The organism is Mesorhizobium sp. C089B, assembly GCF_030323125.1.
Taxonomy (GTDB): Bacteria; Pseudomonadota; Alphaproteobacteria; order Rhizobiales; family Rhizobiaceae; genus Mesorhizobium.
Window position 1 is genome coordinate 5,884,920 of the sequence record NZ_CP100469.1, and the last position, 22,480, is coordinate 5,907,399.

At 61.5% G+C, this 22,480-nt stretch carries 16 protein-coding genes and 2 pseudogenes; 11 read left to right on the forward strand and 7 right to left on the reverse strand.

Annotation, left to right across the window (positions count from 1 at the left end):
- The first annotated feature begins 135 nt into the window (after positions 1–135).
- The 8 genes and pseudogenes from NLY44_RS28845 to NLY44_RS33100 all read left to right on the forward strand — a co-directional run.
- A complete protein-coding gene (locus tag NLY44_RS28845; RefSeq protein WP_023806665.1) occupies positions 136–555 on the forward strand; it encodes a DUF2958 domain-containing protein in 420 nt (139 codons plus the stop codon).
- A gap of 79 nt (positions 556–634) precedes the next feature.
- On the forward strand, positions 635–2,356 hold the full coding sequence (locus NLY44_RS28850; protein ID WP_286456154.1) for a ParB/RepB/Spo0J family partition protein: 1,722 nt from the start codon (positions 635–637) through the stop codon (positions 2,354–2,356).
- Between the two features lie 546 nt (positions 2,357–2,902).
- Positions 2,903–3,226 (forward strand): DUF736 domain-containing protein, encoded by a 324-nt coding sequence (locus tag NLY44_RS28855; RefSeq protein WP_023747246.1) that lies wholly within the window; start codon positions 2,903–2,905, stop codon positions 3,224–3,226.
- A 166-nt stretch (positions 3,227–3,392) separates the two neighbouring features.
- Complete coding sequence (locus NLY44_RS28860; protein ID WP_023672373.1) at positions 3,393–3,662, forward strand: helix-turn-helix transcriptional regulator; 270 nt, start codon at positions 3,393–3,395, stop codon at positions 3,660–3,662.
- A complete protein-coding gene (locus tag NLY44_RS28865; protein WP_023806668.1) occupies positions 3,659–4,207 on the forward strand; it encodes a S26 family signal peptidase in 549 nt (182 codons plus the stop codon). The genes NLY44_RS28860 and NLY44_RS28865 overlap by 4 nt, the downstream gene beginning before the upstream one ends.
- Complete coding sequence (locus NLY44_RS28870) at positions 4,195–4,881, forward strand: lytic transglycosylase domain-containing protein (protein WP_023806669.1); 687 nt, start codon at positions 4,195–4,197, stop codon at positions 4,879–4,881. Before NLY44_RS28865 ends, NLY44_RS28870 begins: the two co-directional genes overlap by 13 nt.
- A 185-nt stretch (positions 4,882–5,066) precedes the next feature.
- A complete protein-coding gene (gene rlxS / locus NLY44_RS28875) occupies positions 5,067–7,034 on the forward strand; it encodes a relaxase/mobilization nuclease RlxS (protein ID WP_023806670.1) in 1,968 nt (655 codons plus the stop codon).
- Positions 7,035–8,322: 1,288 nt separating this feature from the next.
- Positions 8,323–8,715, forward strand: a pseudogene (locus NLY44_RS33100) (nodulation factor fucose acetyltransferase NolL); the annotation flags it as partial.
- A 407-nt stretch (positions 8,716–9,122) separates the two neighbouring features.
- Here the strand turns inward: NLY44_RS33100 and NLY44_RS28885 are convergent.
- Together NLY44_RS28885 and NLY44_RS28890 are read right to left on the reverse strand one after the other, a co-directional pair.
- Complete coding sequence (locus NLY44_RS28885) at positions 9,123–10,769, reverse strand: MFS transporter (protein WP_023704122.1); 1,647 nt, start codon at positions 10,767–10,769, stop codon at positions 9,123–9,125.
- Between the two features lie 548 nt (positions 10,770–11,317).
- Positions 11,318–12,463 (reverse strand): trans-sulfuration enzyme family protein, encoded by a 1,146-nt coding sequence (locus NLY44_RS28890; RefSeq protein WP_023806671.1) that lies wholly within the window; start codon positions 12,461–12,463, stop codon positions 11,318–11,320.
- An 88-nt stretch (positions 12,464–12,551) separates the two neighbouring features.
- On the opposite strand from NLY44_RS28890, the gene NLY44_RS28895 reads away from it, so the two are divergent.
- A complete protein-coding gene (locus NLY44_RS28895) occupies positions 12,552–13,196 on the forward strand; it encodes a helix-turn-helix domain-containing protein (protein ID WP_032902629.1) in 645 nt (214 codons plus the stop codon).
- Between the two features lie 48 nt (positions 13,197–13,244).
- Positions 13,245–13,883: an FMN-binding negative transcriptional regulator gene (locus NLY44_RS28900; RefSeq protein ID WP_023672382.1), complete on the forward strand. Its 639-nt coding sequence runs from the start codon at positions 13,245–13,247 to the stop codon at positions 13,881–13,883.
- Between the two features lie 51 nt (positions 13,884–13,934).
- Here NLY44_RS28900 and NLY44_RS28905 read toward each other — a convergent pair whose 3' ends face one another.
- From NLY44_RS28905 to NLY44_RS28920, 4 genes and pseudogenes are all read right to left on the reverse strand, one after another.
- Positions 13,935–14,288 carry a hypothetical protein gene (locus tag NLY44_RS28905; protein WP_023806673.1) on the reverse strand — a complete coding sequence of 118 codons (354 nt, stop codon included), beginning with the start codon at positions 14,286–14,288 and terminating at the stop codon, positions 13,935–13,937.
- Positions 14,289–14,526: 238 nt separating this feature from the next.
- Positions 14,527–16,590: a carbamoyltransferase family protein gene (locus NLY44_RS28910; RefSeq protein WP_023708043.1), complete on the reverse strand. Its 2,064-nt coding sequence runs from the start codon at positions 16,588–16,590 to the stop codon at positions 14,527–14,529.
- A 1,138-nt stretch (positions 16,591–17,728) separates the two neighbouring features.
- A pseudogene (locus tag NLY44_RS28915) lies at positions 17,729–19,938 on the reverse strand (xanthine dehydrogenase family protein molybdopterin-binding subunit).
- 3 nt (positions 19,939–19,941) lie between these two features.
- Positions 19,942–20,400: a (2Fe-2S)-binding protein gene (locus NLY44_RS28920; protein ID WP_023689394.1), complete on the reverse strand. Its 459-nt coding sequence runs from the start codon at positions 20,398–20,400 to the stop codon at positions 19,942–19,944.
- Positions 20,401–20,792: 392 nt separating this feature from the next.
- On the opposite strand from NLY44_RS28920, the gene NLY44_RS33105 reads away from it, so the two are divergent.
- Complete coding sequence (locus NLY44_RS33105) at positions 20,793–21,035, forward strand: ATP-dependent DNA ligase (protein WP_023806676.1); 243 nt, start codon at positions 20,793–20,795, stop codon at positions 21,033–21,035.
- Positions 21,036–21,562: 527 nt separating this feature from the next.
- Here the strand turns inward: NLY44_RS33105 and NLY44_RS28925 are convergent.
- Positions 21,563–22,465 carry a dihydrodipicolinate synthase family protein gene (locus tag NLY44_RS28925; protein ID WP_023806677.1) on the reverse strand — a complete coding sequence of 301 codons (903 nt, stop codon included), beginning with the start codon at positions 22,463–22,465 and terminating at the stop codon, positions 21,563–21,565.
- Between the last annotated feature and the right edge of the window lie 15 nt (positions 22,466–22,480).

Sequence of the window (22,480 nt, forward strand, 5' to 3'; positions counted from 1 at the left end):
ATGTGTCCGCGCGCGGCGCAAAGCTGCTCGAAGTCGGCCTCTTAATGGTGAGGCGGATCAGAGGAAGGTCCAGGGAGCCTTTCTCCCGCCGGACGCAAGAAATCAACGCGACCCGTTCTGACAAGGAGTCTTTCCATGATCCTGATCACCAATCCACAGCGCGCACGACTGCTCGCCCATGGCGCCGCCGGCGCCGACATCGACCATTTTCCCGTTGTGAAACTGTTTAATCCGACAGGTGCCGCGACCTGGCTTCTGAGCGAACTCGACGCCGATGGCGACACTCTGTTCGGTCTTTGCGATCTCGGCTTCGGCTTCCCCGAACTTGGCAGCGTCAGTCTGGCCGAGCTTGCATCCGTAAAAGGTCCGCTTGGCCTCGGCATAGAGCGCGACCTGCATTTCCAAGCGCGCTTTCCGCTCTCCGTCTATGCCGAAGCCGCCCGCATTTGCGGCCACGGCAGCGAGGCCGAGCGACTGCTGCGGCAAGCAGCAGACGCCCTATCAAAGCCCCATTCCGAGCTTCCGCCCGACACGGCGGAACAGCAGCGCCGATAGGCGCAAAAACCGTCCCGCCGTGCCGGCCTTCGGCCTCTGCGGCGGGGACAACCTTAACCAAAGCAAAAGGAGAGTAACCATGCAGCTTGCCCACATTCCCTTGGATCAGCTCAACATTTCCGCGCTCAACATGCGCCATGGAAAACGCGCGCCCGACATATCCGACATCCTGCCCTCCGTGCGTGCGCGCGGCGTGCTGGTGCCACTCCTTGTGCGGCCGAACGGCCAGCCGGAAACCTTCGAGATCGTCGCCGGCAGGCGGCGCTATTTCGCCGCGAAATCGCTTGCCGACGAGCGCGGCGAAGGCGATCCCTTGCCCTGCGCCATCATGGAGGACGGTGACGACGCCGATGCGCTGGAAGCTTCGCTGATCGAAAACCTCGCCCGCCTCGATCCTGACGAAGTATCGCAATGGGAGACGTTTTCGCGGCTTGTCAGGCAAGGCCGCACCGTTCCCGACATCGCTGTGACCTTCGGCATCACTGATCTCAAGGTCAAACGCATTCTGGCGCTTGGCGACCTCTTGCCCAAAATCCGCGAAGCCTATCGGCGCGAGGAGATCGATACCGAGACGGTGCGCCATCTCACCATGGCTTCCAAGGCGCAGCAGAAGGACTGGCTGGCACTCTGTGCCGATCCCGATCAATACGCGCCGCGTGGCTATCAATTGAAGCAATGGCTGTTCGGCGGCCAGTCGATTTCCACCAAGGTGGCGCTGTTTGCCATCGAGGAGTATCCCGGCCTGATCACCTCGGACTTGTTCGGCGAGGACAGCTATTTCGCCGATGCCGACCTGTTCTGGCAAAAGCAGAACGAAGCGATTGCCACCAAACGCGACACCTATCTCAACGAGGGCTGGAGCGAGGTTGTGCTGCTGGAACCGGGCCAGTATTTCCACGCATGGGACCACGAGAAGACCCCGAAGAAGAAGGGCGGCAAGATCGTCATCACTGTCTCGCATCGCGGCGAGGTCGAGTGTCACGAGGGCTGGCTGTCACGCAAGGAAGCCCGCCGCGCCCGCGAGGGCGGCGAGCAAGAAGAAACAGCCGCCAAGCTGCCGCGCCCCGAAGTCACCGGCCCGATGCAGAACTATATCGATCTGCATCGCCATGCCGCCGTGCGCGCGGCCATGCTCGACCATCCCGCCGTGGCGCTGCGCCTCGTGGTGGCGCACGCCATCACCGGTTCGGGCCTGTGGCAGGTGCGGCCCGAGCCGCAGCGCGCAGCCAACGAGACGGTGACTGCCAGCCTTGCCGGCTGCAAGGCTGAAGCCGCATTCGGCAAAAAGCGGCGCGAGGTATTGGCCCTGCTCGGATCACCGGATGAGGATAGCTTGGTCGCCGGCGGCAATGGCGACGCCGTTGCTATCGCCGGCGTGTTCGCGCGCCTCTTGGCGCTCTGCGACGACGATGTCATGCGCGTTCTCACCCTTGTCATGGCCGAGACGCTTGCAGCCGGCAGCGCCGTCATCGAGGCGCTCGGCAACCACCTGAACGTCGACATGGGCATATGGTGGCAACCGGACGATGCCTTCTTCGACCTCTTGCGCGACAAGGAAATCGCCAATTCGATGCTGGCCGACGTCGGCGGCAAGCTGGTCGCGGACGGCAATGTCGCCGAGAAGGTCAAGACGCAAAAGAACATCATCCGCGACTTCCTGGCGGGCGAGAATGGCCGCCCCAGGGTCGAGACCTGGCTGCCGCGCTGGATGAAATTCCCGGCCCAAAGCTACACCAGCCGCGGCGGCTTCCGCACCGCCGATCAGTGGACACAGGTGCAGCCGCTGTTCGTGCGCGAATAGTCGATCAGGGCCCGAGCGGCGGTTCTCTCGATTACCGCCGCTCAGGTCGCGCGCGCCGCTACGGGCCACGCCGGCTGCCGATTGGGCGTCTTGTCGAGCCAGTGCCGCGCGCGAGAAATTCCGACGCCAGTTCGCCCCATTTCGGCAGCCCCGCACCGCGCCGGGTTGCTTGCTGAGGCGCCAAAGGCGCATGGGGCCAATTGTCCGATCCGGTTGCCGACAGAGCCCGCGCAGCCGGCGCTCTGCATTGCCGCCGGCTTCTTGTGTCACCGATCGCGCCACCTGTCTCCATTGTGTCTCAGGGACCATTCCCCTGCGGCTGGCTGTCGACCTATGGGCGGATCCGGCCCGCCCGAAACCCTCGCCGGCAGCTTTTTTCCCCGCCGCCTGCGGCGGCTTCCTCGCGCCGCTTCGCTTCAAAAAAGCTGCCCGCGCGGGTCCTCCGCTATCGCTGCGGCCGTCCCGGTTCCGGCGGTCCGGACGCGCCCATCACGGTCCGCCATCGCAGGGGAATGGTCCCCTGCGAGCACCAAGAGGAGACTGGAAATGACCGCGATCGGATACGTCACCAAACAGGAAAACGGCGGCTACAAGGGCCAGCTCAAGACGCTCAGCGTCCGCGCCGACATCGATATCGTGCCCAATCAGGCAAAGAGCGCCGACACCCATCCCGACTTCCGGGTGCTGACGCAAGGGATCGAAGTGGGTGCGGGCTGGATCCGCACCGGCGAGACCTCCGGCAAGGACTATGTGAGCCTGTCGATTGCCGCCCCCGAGTTTGGCCCCCGCAAGCTCTACGCCAATCTCGGCCGCGCCGCCGGCCAGGATGACGACGACACTTACGCCATCATCTGGAACCCGGTCGACTGACCGGCCGATCCGGAAAGCCCCGCGCCGCCACCGGCGCGGGGCCTCTCTCAGGACCCGTGAGGGGAAGGGGGCGGCGAAAACTCGCCCCCCACTCTTCGCCCGTCCCCAAAACGATCTCGCTCGCCGATCCTCGCCTTCGCTTGTCCGTAGCGAAACGAGGATCATCATGGACGACGAAAACGAACGCGCAGCCCGCGCCAAGAAGGGCAGTCCGTTTCTCAATACCGCGCAGGCGGCCTTCTATATCGGGCTGTCCCAGCGCACGCTGGAGAAGATGCGCCTCAAAGGCGGCGGCCCGCAATTCCGCAAGCACGGCCGCTATGTCCGCTATCACATCGACGAACTCGACGATTGGTCGAAGGGGCACGCGCAGGAGACCGGGCCCGAGGACGGCGGGCACGATTCCGGCTCGGCCGGCGAGGGAGGCCGCTCATGAGCCGGCGTCCCACCATCCATCTGATCGGCAGCCATCTGCGGCGCATTCGGGCGCGCAAGACGATCGCCGTGGCCACGATGGGCCTTGCCCTGATCGGCTTCGCCGCCTTCGGCAAACCATCGCCCTGGCTGGTCTGGAACGCCTCGGCGAGTGCGCCGGTCGGCCTCTATCGCGTCGCGTCCGGATCGCCGGCTCTTGGTGATCTCGTACTCGTCCGCCCGCCAAAACCGGTCGTCGATCTGGCCGCCGAACGCTTCTATCTGCCCAGCAACGTGCCGCTGGTCAAGCACCTTGCCGCGCTGCCTGGCGAGCATGTCTGCGCCTTCGGCGACGCCATCATCATCGGCGGCGAGATTGTCGCGCGCCGGCTTGCAACCGACACGCAGCACCGTCCGCTGCCTTGGTGGAATGCCTGCCGAAAGCTCGCCGATGCCGAGGTTTTCCTACTCGGCAGCGATAAAAATCGCTCGTTCGACAGCCGCTATTTCGGGCCGGTGCCGACCAAAAATATCATCGGGAGGCTCGTGCCGCTATGGACCGAGTGACCCTCCTGATGCTGGGCATGGTGTCTCTCGCACCATGCGCCTGTTCCGCCGCGACCAACACGAAGCCGGTCGTCATCTCCCATAGTCCGCAGCTTGCAAGATGGCAGCCCTTCGTAGCCGAAGCAAGCCGGCGTTTCAGCATTCCACAGACCTGGATTTATGCCGTCATGCATGCCGAAAGCCGGGGGCAGACGACGCTCAATGGGCGGCCGGTCACGTCGAGCGCCGGCGCCATTGGCCTCATGCAGGTGATGCCAGGCACCTACGAGGAGTTGCGCGCAGAGCTTGGCCTGGGAGCCGCCCCGCACGACCCTCGCGACAACATTCTGGCAGGCACTGCCTATCTGCGCGCCATGTATGACCGCTTCGGATTTCCAGGCCTGTTTGCAGCCTATAACGCCGGGCCGGAGCGCTACGAACAGCATTTGCAGCGTGGGCGGCCACTGCCCAGCGAGACGGTTTCGTATCTGGAAGAGGTCAAGGCGGCGGGCATTTCGGCCGCCGATATGGACGCGCTCACCGACAAATCCCCTTCCAAAACCGCGCCGGGAATCCCGTCCGGGCAGTCGCTGTTTTTCCTCCGAAACGGTGTTTCCGTGACCGGCCCGAATGGCCAAATCCTGGTGCCGCTCGGATCGGAGCGAGCAAGGTCAGGCCGGCCGGATCGCAGGTGAGGGCAGCGGCTACCGTGGTTCGGGCGGGGGCAGGGAGGCAGGTCCGCGGAAGGCAAGATAAAGGCATCGCCTCCTGAGGCGGCGAAGTGTTTGTCTGCACATCGTTTTCCCGGGAGGTTGCCTGCGGGTCCAGGAGGGTCTGGCGCGCAAGCCTCTGATTTTGCTGCTGGTTCATCGGAGGCCGCATGCAGGATGACGAATTCACGCCGAGGCTCGGCAAAATTGGCTCGCGCGGCTCGAAGGCGGGCAAACGCTACGCTGGCCAGGTCCAGGCCGCGGTCAACCGAGCAGGCGGCAGGAGCGGACGCGGCAGCCGCTTCATCGGAAGCCGGGTGGGGCGCGGCGGGGCTGCTGCCGCCGTTCTTAGAGCACGCGACCGCCACGCGGCGTTTCGGCAGCGGCGCGCAGTCGTCAAGGCACGCATCGTCAAGCTGGCCGGCAAGGGAGTCGACGGAGCTCGTGCGCACCTCCGCTACCTCCAGCGCGACGGCGTCACCCGGGAAGGCGAGCGTGGCGAGCTCTACGCTGCCGACAAAGACCACGCGGACGGCAGGGCCTTTCTCGATCGCGCGAACGGTGACCGTCATCAGTTCCGCTTCATCGTCGCCCCTGAAGACGGTATCGAGTATGATGACCTGAAGCTGCTCACCCGGCGCCTCATGGCGCAAATGGAAGAAGACCTCGGCACCAGGCTAGACTGGGTGGCCGTCGACCATTTCAACACCGGCCATCCTCACACCCACATCATCGTGCGCGGCAGGGACGATCACGGCGAAAACCTCGTCATCGCGCGGGACTACATCTCCTCTGGCCTGCGCGAGCGCGCAGCCGAACTGGTTAGCCTCGACCTTGGCCCGCGCACCGACCGCGAGATCGAGCAGCGCTTGCGCCAGGAGATGGAGCAGGAACGCTTCACCAGCATCGACCGGCAGCTGATGCGCATGCGCGACGAGGGGCATGTCTCACCAGCCAGCCGAGACACCTTTCGCCAGACGCTGCACCAGGGCCGCCTGCGCAAGCTCGAGCGGATGGGCCTCGCCGAGGAGATGCCTTCGGGTCGCTGGCGCCTGGAGGATGATCTCGAAGCCACGCTACGCCGCATCGGCGAGCGCGGCGACATTGTCAAGACCATCCATCGCGAGCTGACCGGCAAGGGGCTCGTCCGCAGTGCCGCCGACTATCTTATCCACGATCGATCCGACGGGTCGGCCCAAACCGTGGTCGGACGTGTCGTCGGGCGCGGGCTGGCCGACGAAATCACTGACCGCCATTACCTCGTCGTCGACGGCGTGGACGGCAAAAGCCACTATTTTGATATCGGCAAAGGCGGGGCCACCCAACCGACACCAGAAGGCTGCATAGTGCGGATCAGGCCGAGGGACACCGGGCCAAGAAAAGTCGACCGCACAATTGCCGGCATCGCCACGGTCAACGACGGGCGCTACAGCATCGATATCCATCTCAAGCATGACCCCTCGGCCACCGAACGCTTTGCCGAAACGCACGTGCGGCGACTGGAGGCGATCCGCCGTGCGACCGGTGGCGTCGAGCGCGAGCCGGACGGCACATGGACAGTCGCGCCCGACCATCTCAACCGCGTCGCGGATTACGAGCGTCAACGAGCGAGGGCCCAGCCTGTTGTCGTCGACAAGCTCTCATCAATGCCGCTGGAGAGCCAAGTAGGCTTTGACGGCGCCACCTGGACCGACCAGGAGCTGGTATCAGCCCACCATGAGTCCTTGCGCGACTCTGGCTTCGGTCGAGAAGTACGTCAGGTCCAGGCCCGCCGACAGCAGTGGCTGATCGCGCAAGGTCTTGCCCAAGATGCGCAGGATCGGGTCATCTATCGCGCCAACATGCTTTCAATGCTGCGCCAACGAGAGCTGAACCGTGTTGCCAGTCAGCTCTCGGACGAACTCGGGCTCTCGTATTCTGAAGCGCAGCATGGCAATCGAATAGACGGTACGCTGCGCCGCTGCGTCGAGCTCGCCGGCGGAAAATACGCTGTCATCGAGAAATCGCGCGAGTTCACGCTGGTGCCCTGGCGGCCGGTGCTTGAGCATCATATCGGCAAGGAGGTGTCTGGCGTGGTGCGCGCCGAGGGGATTTCCTGGACGATCGGACGGCAGAGGAGCGGGCCTGGCGTTTCGTGAACTGGCTACAATTTATTTGTTCACGTTGAAACAGGTACTCAGCCCAGACGGAGTTCCTCCGCCTGCTGCTTGCTCGCAGCATTCATTTGGCGGAGAGTCAGTGTTCTGCATTTTGTAGTTCGCTCTGTCAAAAAGCGCTGGGAATATGCATCATGTTCTGCGTTGACACGGAAGCCGGGCCGACAGGTGCCGCCCTGTGGTTGCGGATCGGCTCCCGATGGCTGCCAGCTAGAAAGGTGGGCTGACTCGTGATAGCGCAAGGGGCTATGGCGGCCGCGGTACGGCGAAGCGAGCTCTGGCATCGAGGATGAAGCCGCACTTCCCGATCTTATTCTACTCGCAGGACCGGCAGACGCGGCGGCCGCCCCTGCGGGTGCTGTTGGCCCTGGCGTGAACTGGCAGTCCGTCCCGCGGGGACTTTGTAACGGAGAAAAGTCGCTGCGATGGCCCGGGTGACGATGCGGTCAGCGACCATGCCAGACGAGATCGGCAGCTTTCTGCCGCGGCACGGCGCCGGAGCCATCAGGCCGCCGCGACATCGGGTCTGGCGCACCTTCGGATGTTGGCTGGCCGCGGTTTACTTCGAGCAGCGCCGGGTGGGTCATGCGGTGCCGCTACTGGGCACCGAGGCAGCTTTGGGCATGAGACCCGTTCAATCGCGCCGGCCACGTCGGTCATCGCGACATCTGGAGTCGAGGCCAGGTCAGACCGGGAAAAAACCTGCTCGTCGCGCGGGAGCCCCGGGTTGCGCCGTCGATCCTTCCGCCCAACTCAGCGCCGCGCGACCAGCAATAGCCCCTTGCCCCGAAACTGACGCCAAGCCGACGGACCCGCTCTGCGCATACCGATGCCGTCCGCGCCGTCGTCGGCGGAAACCAGCGAGCCGTGGACCTCACACAATCTGAGCCGCTGGTGACGATGTGCATCGCCTACTTCCATCCGCACTCCTATCGACGAACTCGCCCGCTGCCCGCGGTGATGCGAACCCGTGGATGAATATTTCGCCGAAGCCGCAGTGGGGGCTCAGCCTCGACGATTTTTTTGCCTTGCCCCGGCGGGCGGCGCAACCGAGCATCGAGACAAAAAACGGGAAAGGGAGGGCACCAGCCCGTTAGAGCCGTGGCCATGATGATGTGGGGACGATCTCCTGGAAGAAATGTGGAGATCGACGCTCTCCTGACGCGCTCATCGAAGATTTTAGGCCGCGCCGACGTGGCTGCTTGAGCGATAACACTCACTCCGGAGGCCCCAGTGCGGCTCCTTGGCCAAGCTGCTCGGCACGCCGTGAGTGTGCTTTCTTGTTTGGGGAAGGGACTTACGTCTACAACAATCTCGTTTCGATCTACGATGGAGAGTCGGCGAGACAAGTGTTGCTGATGTTCATTGGCTCCGTAGCAACTTCTGCAGTCACAATGCAGCTTATGTTCCTATGCTGGAGAGTTGGCCATTCAACTCGCGTAGCTCGCTTTGTTGCGGTGGAGCTTGGTCAGAGCACACTGCTGCTTTACCTGCTTCAGGGCGCCGTGTTTCGCTTCATGGATCTAATAGGGTTCGGAGAGCTTTGGGATCTCCCGAGCAGAATCGGGTTCGCCACTTTGCTTGGTGCCGCGATCGTTGTCTCCGCTTGACAATTCGCAGGATTGCGCGTGACCACGGATGGTTGTCGCGCGGCTACGCTTAATATGTGACGACGCTTGCGCCTTGTAGGCAATTGTTGCGGCCGCCCACGGCCGACATGAACGTGCTTGGCCGCACGTTTTCTAAGTGAGGCGGAAAGAGGCGCGCGACCCCTCTCCCCAGCAACCCGCCTTGCGGATTCCTCCTCTGCCCGCTTCGCAGACGGGGATACCCTCCGCCCCCTTGCTATTCGTTGCCCGCCGCTATGCAAAGGACGGGCGACCTGAATCCGTGCTCAAGCCGATCTGGCGGCAGAGGGGGGCGGGCTGAACATGGGACCCGTGATTGACATAATTGCCGCGCGAATTCTCATGCTCGCCTAACCGGCCGGAACGATTTGCAATCCGGGCAGGCTCGACAAATCAAGGAGTAGCTCGTTCCGTGTCCAAGCCCAGACAAGTCTTGGTTATCTCACGGGCGCGATACAAAAGGCACAGGCTGGACTTGGCTGCCGGGGGCGGGGCTTGTCGACCGCTCGATTGAAAGTGAGATGCGAGGCGGAGAATCACCCATGTGCAGAGCGGCAAGGCGCTCGCCTACCTCCCTGTCATTCACCGTCAGCCGATGGTTTAGACGAAGATAGTCCGTCCATGTCGGCGTGCGGAATGTCTCGGTCCAAAGCGTCGACTTCTGAAGGTCGCGCTGGAGGGTCCAGTCCCGCGCACCGGCGCGGCTCTGAACGCGCCGCCTTTCGCGCATGCAGCTCAGAAATTCATCGATACTCTCCTCGGGTATCGAGTACTCCACCTTGATCACGATCGGACCGCTCCTGGGTTTCAAAGGGAGGGCCAGTTCTGGTGGCCTGAAGTCGACGGCCGCTTGATCCGATTCCTCCCATAGCCGCACTGGCAATAGCTTTCCCACAGCCGCGACCAGCAACAGTGCCGCTGCAGCACCTTCCAAAGCCCACGTCAGCGAATAGTACTGCGCGACAGCACCCCAGATCCAGCTGCCCGCTGCCATGCCGCCGTAGGTCAGGGCGTAATAGATGGACAGGGTCCGACCAACGACCCACCTGGGGCTTGCCAACTGCACACACACGTCGGTTCCGGTCCAGGTGACAACCCAGCCAGCGCCACCGATTGCAAGCGCGATCGCCGCCACAGCCACCGACGATGTGAGGGCCATCAAAAGGCAACACGTTGCGCAAGCAACGGATGCGAGCGTGATCAATCGGTTCTGGGACGTAATGCGTCTCAAGTAGCTGCTGCCAATGCCGGCTATGAAGGCGCCTGTGCCGAAGCCAGCCAATAGCACCCCGTAAACAATTGGCCCTCCCGCCAGCTGGTCGCGAACCAGGAGGGGGAGCAGAGCAAGGATCGAGATGCTTGACAGCCCGAATAGGGTTGCACGCACAATCGCCACTCTGATCTCTGAGGATATTGCCGTGAATCGCATGCCATCATGAATGGCCGTAGTCATCCGCTCGCGCGGAAGAGGCGAAAAGCGAACTTGCCACTTTGAGCGCAGAACAGCGCTCAACGGGACCAAGTCACTCAGCGCAGCGAGGGCGAAAGCCGTAAGGGGGCCTAGCAAAGCTAAGATTACACCGCCCAGCGCCGGTCCTATGCTCCGAACCACGTTGTAGCCCACCGACATCAGCGTCACTGCGGCGGGTATGTCGCGCTTTTCCAGGATATCGCCTACCGACGCGTGCCATGCTGGATCGTTCAAGGCAAAGCCGCATCCGGCCAAGAAACTCAGTCCCAGGATCAGCCATGGACTAACAAAGCCCAGTCCCACAGCGAGTGCCAGCGCCGTGGATGCCAGTGCGATAAGGCAGTGTCCGGCAAGCATCACGCCGCGGCGGCTGAAGCTGTCTGCAATGGCTCCAGCAAGGATCGACAAGAAGAACGCGGGCAGTGTCGATGCAGCCTGTACGAGCGCAACCATTAGATCGGAGGCTGAAATCGTCGCCATGAGCCAGCTTATAGCCACGCTCTGCACCAGCCAGCCAAGGCTGGATATCTGCGTGGCTGTCCAGATAGAACGAAAGACCGGGTTGTGAAGAGGGATCAGTGTGTTTGCCGCAAAGCGCGGAGGATCTTGACGCCGCATCACTTCTCTCCTCCACTGGGTGTCGTTCGTCCGCTCATTTGCTTACAGCGGTGCGCTCTGTGCACAGACTGCGTCACAACGAAGTTCCGAAATCGCGCTCGCAACAAGGACAATGTGACATCCATGGTGCTGATGCGCCTTGAGGTACCAACCTGGCCGTTAGCTGATGGGTCCCGCAGCCCGCTGGGTGCGGTCAGTTCTGCCCTGCGACTCTTGGCTTTGGACGGTGCTAGCGCCCCGATGGCCGGCTTGTCAAACTGCCGTAGTGCCAGCACATCCATCCCATCTGTTGACCGCGATCTCCGACGAGGTCGAGCAGCAGTAGGTCAACGGCAAATCTGGGTATTTCCGCTATCCGGTCGAGCGCGTGGCCATCGTCCGGAAACCCGAAGACGTTCATCACCCAGGCGACCACCACGCCCGAGACAATGCGACACGGCGGTAGCGGTTCACCAGAGGACGTGCGTTCTACTCAGCAGGAACATTGTTCTGCCGATCGTCGGCTGCGCCAGCCGTCACGTAAAGCGGCGCCAGAGTTCTTGCACCCGTCATTGGACTCCCGCTTTGCAGGTTTCGCCTAGGGCCTGCATCAGGTCATCTATAATGTCCTGAGGATGTTCAAGCCCTACAGAAATTCGCAGCAATCCGCCTGGCGCTTTGGACTTCGCACCTTCAACGGATGCGCGATGCTCTATCAGAGAATGCGTCCCGCCAAGGCTTGTCGCCCGGACAACAATCTTCAGGCGGCCGGCCACGGCCATTGCAGCATCGGCTCCGCCCTCGACGATAAAGGATAGCATCGCTCCGTAATGGCTCATTTGCCGCGTAGCAAGATCGTGTCCCGGATCAGTTTGCAAACCAGGAAAGAGCACTTTTTCGACGCGCGGATGAGACGCCAGGGCCTCGGCCACTTTCTGGGCGCCTTCGCAATGGGCGCGCATGCGGACCGGCAATGTCTGCAGGCCCCGCAACGCCAGCCAACAGTCGAAGGGCGCTGCGACGCTGCCCTTGTGTTTCTGGACCATCCGCAATGGGCGACCGAGGGGTGACGCGTTTGGGACAATGACGACACCGGCCATCAAATCCGAGTGGCCGCCAATGTACTTTGTCGCCGAGTGCATCACCGCGTCTGCCCCGATTTCGAGTGGCCGTTGAAGCACTGGGGTGGCCCACGTATTGTCCACCACCGCCAAGGCGTCTGCCTCGTGCGCGATTGCGCAGATGGCCGCAATGTCGACAACGCGGATCATCGGGTTTGACGGCGTCTCGACCCAGACGAGGCCAGTCCGCTTCGATGTCACCGCGGCGCGCAAAGCGTCCAAATCGCGCATGTCGACGGGGGCAAAGTCGAAGCGAGACCCAATGTCGGTCTCTTCGATCAGCGAACGAATGCCGAAATACATGTCATCCGGCAGAACGATCCGACCCGCCGACGGATGGCTCTCGAAAATTGCAGCGATTGCGGCCATGCCCGAAGCGAAGGCGATGCCGTCTCCCCCTCCCTCAAGCGTCGCCATGGCCGCCTCGAACGCATTGCGTGTCGGATTTCCATCCCTTGTGTATTCGAAGCCGGACGGAAATGACCCGTTGGCGCCTCGTTCGAACGTCGTGCTGGTGTGCAGCGGCATGGATACGGCCCCCGTGGACGCGTCGACACCTCGGCCGCAGTGGATCGCCTTCGTCTCAAAACGCATCGGTTATTCCTTCCTAACGGGCAGTTGCAATTTCGTGCCGGTCATTATACTGACCGCAATACGTGAGCCGAGGACCCAAGTCAATATAATGACCAATGTTACGGAAGCGTTTGATGCCGAGCAAGCGCTTGGGCAAGCGATAGCAGCCCGGATCCGAGACTTGAGGCGTGACCAAAGCCTGACCCTGGATCGCCTGGCTAAACTAAGTGGCCTATCGAAGGGAACCGTGGTCGCGCTGGAGCAGGGTAGGGCGAACCCCAGTATCGGCATACTGTGTCGGCTGGCGGCGGCGTTTTCGCTCTCGGTGGCCGATTTGTTGAACGAGCACCTTTCCACGGTGCGCCTTCCGATCGAGCGGACAGAGACCAGGAGGCTTTGGACGAGCGCCAAGGGAAGCTCTGCGCAACTGCATTCGTCGACCTCGGGACGCACGATGTTCGAACTGTGGAGCTGGGTCATGATGCCGGGCGATGTGTTTTCCGCGGACGCTCATAGTCCGGATACGCGCGAGCTGATCTCGGTCAGTCAGGGTGCCCTGAGCGTTGTGGTAGGTACCCACGTGGAAATTTTAAGCGAAGGCGAGAGTGCGCGGCTTGTCACTGACCAACCTCACTCATATGCGGCGGCATCTGATGTGCCCGCCCACTTCACGATGGCGGTGCTTGAGCGTGGTGGACACCGAAATCCGGGGCACTCGTCGACGGCAGCGAAGATTCAGGGGCACGTTCCGTAAGGCCCGCCGATTACTAACAACCGCACATTCGCGACAGGAGATAAACCGTTGTACGTTCCGCCTCATTTTGCCGTCCCTGATCAGAACGCCCTGTTTGACCTTATCGAGAGACACCCGCTGGGTATCCTCGTCACCCAAAGCAAAGGCACGCTGGACGCGAACCACCTCCCTTTCGAGCTTGACCGCTCGAAGGGAGACAAGGGCGTTCTCAATTGCCATGTCGCTCGCAAGAACCCAGTCTGGGAGGAAGTCGCCAATGGCGATGAGGTTCTCGTAATCTTCCGTGAGGCCGACGCTTACATCTCGCCGAACTGGTATCCGAGCAAGCATGAATTCCACAAGCAGGTGCCGACCTGGAACTATCTCGTCGTCCATGCCCACGGACGCATCACTGTCCGGGATGATGAGCGGTATGTGCGCCGCAACGTGGCGAAGCTCACTCACATGCAAGAAGCCTCGCAGCCGGTCCCATGGAAGATGGGCGACGCGCCGAAGGACTTCATCGACACGATGGTCAGGGCAATCGTCGCCTTGGAGATCGAGATCACCGGCCTGGTTGGAAAATCAAAACTCAGCCAGAACAAAGAGTTGCGCGACATTCAGAACCCTGGCGAAATGCTGCGTGCCCAAGGGGCCATTGCGATGGGAGAAGCGATGCTCGCGGCTGCGGCGGTCAAATCCCAATAGCATGTGTCTTGTCCCGACAAAGCCGCTGGTGCCGGCTTCCCGACGGGTCACCTAGTCCGCCTTGACGCACGGCAATAGCGTTTGACGGCCTGAAGCGACGCTGTGGTCACCCTTGTGATGCTTTTCCACGCGCCTGGTCAGGCGACAGGATTGCTCCGTCGTGAGGACAGGCGGGAGTTTGCAGGTTGCGGTGGGCGGGTTCGTTTCCGGCGCCTGCGCCCCGTCGTATGTCGCGAGTTGAGGAATGCGATCGAGGGCGATGTGCAGGATGCGCTGCGGGAACGTCGTCGGCTGGCACAGACGGACTTCCGATTTCACCTCGACCACCCGCGCAGCGGTTTTGAATGAGCGCAAACGCACGCGTGTCGAATTGGGCGATTTCCCTTGGGCGCCGAGCTCGACCATGCGCGATGATGCGCTCGACGCAGCTCCAGCTGGCGGCGCCTTCAACGAACTCCTTGAACCTGCAGACCTTGCCCGAAAGCACTTGCTCTTACGGGAGATGATTGGCTTTGTCGCCGAAGCGACTGATGGAGATGTTGGTGGGCGCCGCCGCGTAGGCGACGACCCCGTAATCACAGCGGGAGCTCGCAGGCGGGGTCGACAAACACCCTTGATTGGCCGAGCTTGAGGTGCATCTCTATCAGGCTGATTGCTTATTGGGCTGGTCCAGCGTTTGATCGGACCCATGATCCATCCGACCAGCTTGTGAGGGATGCAACCGAACCAGGCGCTGCTCCCACAGTCTTCGCAGGCCCTCCATTAGAGCTGCATGCCTGGCCTGATCCGGCTCAATCATATTGAGGTGATCTCGCAACACGGCTTCGCCCTCGATCCGCATCAGTAGATTAAACAAGTCGTTTGAAATTCGCACACTGTCAATGCTGGAGTGGTTCGGAATAATCTCGCAGACAGTCTCCTGATGATCTCGCGCTGTGTAAGCACGGGTTTGATGGAGGGAGACTGAGGGAGGCAATGAAATCGCAAGCGCAGTCCAATCCTGCAGCGTTGCAGCCCGTTTTTTTACCAGGAAGGGCCCGACCACAAGTCCATCCAGCTCTGTCGTCAAAAATGTGGCAATCGCGTCTGCAACCGTATCCACGATCGGTTCAGCATTGTTGTTAAAGGACGTATTGAGCAGAATTGGAGTGCCTGTCCGCTTCTTGAAGGCATTGATGACCTCCCAGTAAGCTGGGTTGGCATCGCGCGATACTGTTTGCAGCCGAGCCGTACCGTCGACGTGCGTAATGGCACCCAACAAGGCGCGCTTTGAGTCACGCACGCGAACGACGAAATTCATGAATGGAAATTCGTGCTTACCGTCCGGGAGGTCGAAAAATTCGCTCGCATCCTCTTCCAGCACAGATGGTGCGAAAGGCCTATAGCCTTCGCGCTTCTTGACCATGGCATTGATCCGGTCCTTGTTTGCAGCGGGCCGAGGGTCGGCAAGAATGCTGCGGTTGCCCAGCGCACGTGGCCCAAACTCCGAACGACCCTGCACCCAGCCGATCACGGCGCCGTTGGTGATCCAGTGGGCTGCACTGCTCGCTACGTCATAAGAGCGTTCAACCTCGAGATGTCCGGACCATGCATTCAGTTCCTGTTCCACGGCGCGGTCGCTCCCGAGATCAGGACCCCAATAGACCTCCTGCAGTCGCTCACGCGGCGCGGGGCGGCCCATCTCGTTAGAGACTATCAGCGCAGCTCCCAATGCGCAGCCAGCGTCGTGAGACGCGGGTTGCACGAAGATGTCTTCGAAAAGCCCTGAATACAGCAGCTTGCCGTTCATCGTGCAGTTGTGGGCTACCCCTCCCGCCAGACACAACCGCTTCATGCCGGTGGCCTCACGGTGGTGCCGGAGAATGTGGAACACGATCCGCTCAAGCGCTTCCTGCAGTGACGCACTCACATCTCGATGCTGCTGGGTGAAAGGCATTCCCTTTCGCCTGATCTCGATGTTGCGGAGCAACGCCGGACCGATGCGGTCGAGGTGAACACGGTAGCCACCGTTGGCGGAGAGCTCGTACAACTGCTCGAAGAGCTCGCGATAGGGAGCGGGGTCGCCATAGGGCGCGAGTCCCATTACCTTATACTCGTCGAACATGCCGTAGCCGAGACAGCGGATCGTCTCGAGATAAAACAGCCCAAGAGAATTGTCCTCCGGGAAAGCCTCGATTTGCGTAATTTCTGTGCCAGACCCTACCGCCACAAGGCCCGACAGGAAATCACCACAGCCATCAATCGCTAGAATGAGACTTTGTTCGAAGCCCGACATTGCAAAGGCGCTCACGGCGTGCGCCTGATGATGACCTACGAATGAAATACGCGAACTGTCCAACTTAGTGCCGAACTCACGCGCTAACAGGTTCTGCACCAACATTTTAGCATCCAACGGAGTGGAGAGAATGTCCGGTTGGGAAGCGGACATACCTTCAAGCATGGCGTTGGCATAGGGCTCGCTGGCGTAGACCGCGACACGATCAATGTCGCTGAGCTGAACCCCGGCCGTCGAGAGACAGTATTGAATCGAACCACTTGGCAGCTTGTTCGAGTGCTTGATTCGATTGAGGCGTTCCTCTTCTACGGCGGCTATCACCTTTCCGTCTCGGACGAGCACCGCGGCGCCATCGTGCATAAAGGCGTTCGGACGCTCGAATCGGTTTTCATGGACTTGGTCAAGTCCGCCGCTGATTCCTAGGCACAGCATTTCTTTCTCCAAATAGTAACGGGAAGCCAAATTGGCTTACCTCGACTGTTTCCAATTAAATAGGCGTGTTGTCGCCTGCAGCTGCGACCGCCCGTCAGGCATCAGCGGCATCGAAGAAAGCCTCATAAACGATCAATGAGATGCTTCGACTGTGACGCCTACAGTGCCATCACGCCGAGAGCTTGGCTGGATCATCCAATCCTGAGCGGCTGCTGACATGTATCCGGCGATGTCGTTTTCATCGGCAGAACCAACTTGCGATGCCGCCTGTTCTTGGGAAGGGCGGCCGTCGACGAATAACAGTACCGCCCCGTGAACTGGCCCGATTTCATTCTCCGAAGCGACCATGGTCGCACCGCCCGACATTGTCGGCCAGTTGCAACTCACTTTCTCGGCACGACCTCCACTGCACGTCAGGGCGCATCGAAGATTTTCTCCTTTGGATTATACCTAAGGCAGCTTTCGTCACGCGTTAGAGCAGCGTGTGATTGGTGCGTGAGGCTCTTTTTTGTCCATGCACGATTCCGGAAGAGTGATGAAATCGATTGTTTTGATCAAAGTCATCCACGCTATGAATAACAGCCGCAGCACATGCGTTTTCAAAGCGCTTCAGGCTTCCCGGATGGCTACTCCGATGTGAAGCGCATGGCATTCCAAGCGCTCTGTCAACCAAACGATGAGTATCGGCGTCGACCCTCATTGCCTTCGTCTTCGCGACTCCGTGACAGCGGCTGGCATTGTGTTTGTAGGGCATCGGGCGAAGATCATGTCGATCGGCCATCTCGCCTGCCTATTGACAAACCCTTGAACAATGATCCACGCACCAGCGCGATTGTGATCACGAGCGCCTCTGAGCTCTGGAGGTTCGGTTTTCTGGGGGTTCCTGGGTCTCCGAAGCGATGGAGGTAGCTAGCCTTCCTGGTGCTATACGGTTGTGCTCTTCATGGAGTGGACGCATTTGCGTCTCGAAAGCGGTTTTTCAGTGGAACCGGCGCCAAGGCCCGTCTGTGGTCGTTCAGAACACGGGGTGCCGTCTCCAAACCGGATATTGGAGCGGGCAGCCGCCGGAATTTGACCCATGGAAATGAGCGCCTGTCAGGAGGCGTTCGAAAACGGCGCGATCTTCATCGCGGCTGTTTCATGGTGTCATTCCTGACATGTTCTTTATAATCGGCAGCTTGCGGATAGTCTTGCCCGTCGCCGCCCGTAGCGCATTGGCGACGGCCGGGCCGATCGGCGGCACACCTGGCTCACCAACTCCCGTGGGCGGCTCCTCGGACGGCAAAATGTGCACCTCGACTCGCGGCATCTGCTCGATCCTGAGCGGTGTATAGGTATCGTAGTTCTCTTGGTCTACGACACCGCCCTTCAGGGTCAGCTCCTCCTGGAGGATCGCACCTAGCCCGAATCCGATACCGCCCTCCATCTGAGCGCGAATCTGGTCAGGATTTATCGCGGTGCCGCAATCTACCGCGCAGACGACGCGGTCGACCTTGAAACCATTTTCATCGTTGAGGGTGATCTCCACCACATCGGCGACATAGGTCGAGAGGCTTTCATGCAGGGCCACGCCGCGGAAACGGCCTTCCGGCAGAGGCTTGTCCCAGCTTGCCTTCTCAGCAGCCACTTTAAGCACGGCGGCATGCCGTGGATGGTGACCGAGCATTGACAAGCGGAAGTCGACCGGATCACGGTTCGCAGCGGCGGCGAGCTCATCGATCAGGGTTTCCACCGCGTAAGCGGTGTGGGTGGAGCCTACCGAACGCCACCACAGCACCGGGATGTTCACGTCCGTGGTGGTCAGCTCGACCTTCAGGTTCGGGATCGCATAGGGCAGGTTGGTGGCGCCCTCTACGGAGGTTGGATCGATGCCGTTCTTGATCATCGCCGCAGAGGTCGAACCGCCCAAGACCGATTGACCCACGATGTGGTCATGGAGAGCGACGACATTGCCTTTCTTGTCGAGCCCCGCCTTGACTGCGTGCACATAGGCCGGCCGGTACCGCCCACCCCGCATGTCATTCTCGCGGGTCCACTGCACCTTCACTGGCTTGCCGCGTCCCAGTGCACGCGCTGTGGAAACAGCTTCGATAATGACATCTGCATCCAAGACCGCGCGGCGGCCGAAACTGCCGCCGGTCTTCATCACGTGCAGCCTCACCTTGTCCGGCGTGGTGCCGCCTACCTGAGCGGCAGCCGCCTGATAAAGGTCGGGCATCTGGTGTCCGCCCCAGACATCGATGGTGCCGTCTTCGTTGATTCGGGCGGCCGCGTTGAGTGGCTCGATCGAAGCATGGACAAGATAGGGGAATTCGTAGTGCCCTCGATGATTTTCTCAGCACTGGCGAACGCTGCGGGAGTGTTACCGTCGTCGCGCGCGGTGGCCGCGCCCAGATCGTCTGCTGCCTTGTTGTATTCGGCCATGATCTCGGCCGTGCCGCGCTCTTCGGCCTTCTCCTCGTTCCAGGTCACCTCCACGACGTCGCGGCCCTTCAGCGCCGTCCAGGTGTCCCTGCCAACCACGGCAAGGCCTCGCGGCGTCTGGACGACATCGACAATGCCGTCGAGTGCCTTGGCCTTGGTTGCGTCGAAGCTCTCGATCTCGGCGCCGAACTTCGGCGGATGGATCATAACGGCCGTCTGGAGTCCCTCCATCATGAGGTCGATCGTGTAGGTCTGCGCGCCGTTGGTCTTGCCGGCGGAATCGTAGCGCTTGAGGCTGTCCGATCCGATCTGGGCCCACTTGTCGCGCGGCTTTAGCGGCACGTCGTCGGGAACCGGCATTCCCGCTGCGGCTTCAGCCAGGTCACCGTAGCGCGCCTGCATCCCTGAGGCGTGCGACACGACCCCGGAAGCGACTTTGATCTCGCCGGCTGGCACGTCCCACCGCTGCGCCGCGGCCGCCACCAGCAAGGCCCGTGCGGCAGCACCCGCCTTGCGGTAGCGTTCCCACGACGAGCCCATCGACGTGGAGCCACCAGTTGCCTGTGCGGCCCCGCCCCAGGCGAGATTGCCGTAGAACGCGGTATTGCCATATCCGCCGACCACGTCCACCTGCGCCCAGTCGCCGTCGAGCTCTTCCATAACCAGGGTGGCGATGCCGAAATAGGAGCCTTGTCCCATCTCGAACTGCGAGGAGTGGATGATGATTCGGTTCTCCTTTGTGATCTCGACATAGGTCTGGAAGGGGTTCGCCGGAACCTTTGCAGGGGTCGTTTGTGCGATGTCGGGCGCGGCCAGCACTGGCCGGTAGCCCACTGCGAGGCCGCCGGTGGTAACGCCCGCGCCGACGAGGAACCAGCGGCGCGTGGGCCGCACGGCAGTATGCTTCGAGAGAAACTGCGACATGCCTCAAGTCTCCAGCCGGTTGGCGGTCTCGTGGATGGCCGCGCGGATGCGATGATAGGTGGCGCACCGGCAGAGGTTGCCGCTCATCGCCGAATCAATATCATCGTCCGTCGGCTTAGGCGTTTCTGTAAGGAGGGCCACGGCCGACATGATCTGGCCAGACTGGCAATAGCCGCATTGAGGTACGTCGAACTCGGCCCACACGGCCTGGACCGTTTCGCCTATCTTGCCCGACACACCCTCAATGGTGGTGATCGAGGCTCCTTCGATGTCGCCGACTGCGGTCTGGCACGAGCGCGTCGGCATGCCGTTAACGTGAACCGTGCAAGCGCCGCACTGGGCAAGCCCGCAACCGAATTTCGTTCCCGTGAGTCCGATGACGTCACGGACCGCCCAGAGCAGCGGCATCTCTGGATCGACGTCGAGTGTTCGCGCCTCGCCATTGAGGGTAAAAGCGACCATTGCTTGCTCTCCTTGTCCTGAGCTGGCTATCTCGTTGAGCCTCCGCCCGCCTGGCAACCGAGCTCTTGTTGCTGAGGCCTAGCGACCACACCGTAGGAACGCGCAGCTCAAGCAACAAGCCGCTAGGTTGGCGAGTTACGAGATCGTGAAGTGGGTCGTGTCGAAAGGCTGGAGGCAACTGAATGTCATTTTTTGGGCGGACAGGCCGCTTTAGGCTGGGTTACACGAGACTGGACATTCGGGTCGTCGCGAACATCGACCGCTGGTCGGCCGCGTCCGGCAGGGCCCTGATTGGCTACACGAAATGAAATGGGACTACTATCGACGGGGGCCTACCTCGACCCGCAACCTCCACGACTGGACCCTCAGGTTTCCGGCTATCGTCCCGGGCGGTGGCCGAGCTCGGCGCCTCGGACGCGATAATAGACGGTGAGGCGTTCGTCGTTGACCAGAAGGCTTGTCGCGCATTCCAAGTCTTCAGAGGGCTCTTGGCCGCGGCGGGAGACGTCAGGACCATGCTTGCCGGCTTCGACCTGCTCAAGATCGACGGCGAGGGTCTTCGCGATCGGCCACTCGTCGATCGGCGCAAAGCGCTAGTTAACCTGCTGAGACGCCGCGAAACGGCATCGTTCTGAGCGACGAGATCAGCGGCGGCAGCGACATTCTCGCGCAAGTCTCCCAGTTCGGCCTCGAGGGCATCGTCTCCAAGCTGCGTGTCAGTCCATATCGATCCGGCCGGCGCCAAGAATGGGTGAGACAAAATGCGTGCTGAGTGATGAGTTCATCGTCATCGGCTGCGAACCCGGCAACAGTTACGGCGGTCGGGAAGCGTGCTCTGGCGAATGTCGAGGACGGAAATCTGGTGTTCGCCGGCGGCATTGGCACCGGCTTCAATGCGCGCACCGGGCCGGAAGTAAAGCGCCGGCTCGATGCCATTCCAATGGATAAACCACCGATTCCTAGTTTGAAGGCGAACGGTGCGGCATGGGCGGAGTGCCCTGCGCAGTCTGTACCTCCGCAGTCGATTGTCGAGTTCGAAGGGGGTGTGATTGGCGTCGAGACCGCTCCAGCCATGGCTATCAGCACGCCGAGTGCGTTGTTTTCGATCAGTTCTCGAAATGAGCGGGTAAATACCTTTCACTTGCCGAACGGGGTTTGCTGTTCACCGGCTGGCATCCGATGGCAAACCTTTCAACGCGGCGGCGATCTGGCGCTTCGCTGCTGGGGGCAGAGGCAGGATGGGACGCGGGGGTTCGGCACTGCAAATGTCGAGCAATTCAGCGAGTGCATAGACGACGCGAAGGCTCGAGAACTCCTTGAAGACGCTCCAGATCGGGACCAGCGCGGCATTGATCCGTCGCGCTTCGGCCGCATCGCCCCGTTGCGCCGCTGTGACGATCGTCATGCAGACCTCGGGCAGGATGCCCGCGAGGACGCTGTACCATGTGTCGGCGCCGGCGATCATGGCCTCGGCGGCGTTCCAGTCGCCGCTGTAGCCAATCGAGAACCCTTCCGGCAGTGTGCGCCTCTGGGCGGTCAGGTGGTTCTTGATCGCATCGCTTTTGTCTGTCGGATTCTTGATGGCGACAATCCCAGCCACCTTTGCCAGGCGGCTGACAAGGGGTGGACTGAAATGGAAATGCGTCGTTCCTGGATTGTCGTAGACGACGATCGGCAGGCCACTTTCGCGCGCCACAGTGGAGAAATGATCGAACACCTCGTCATCAGTAAGCGGGGTGTAGGAGGCGGCGGCAAGCAAACCCGCAGCTGCTCCAAGGGCCTTGGCGTCTTGCGCGAGCCCCACGGCTTCATCGGTGCGCAGCGCGCCCACACCCACCACGACCGGCATTTGCCCCGCCGTTTGGTCCAAGGTCTCGGAGAGCGCCCGCCGCCGTTGCTCGCGCGACAGATAGATGTATGTGCCGGTGCTGCCGAGAAGACCGATGGAATCGACCTGAGCAATGCCAAGCCGAGCAATCAGCCTGCGCAAGGCAACGCTATCGACGCGGCCGTCACGATTGGTCGGGGTGATGGGGAACGCGGAAAGACCGCTCAGGAATGCCATGGCAAGGCTCCAGAT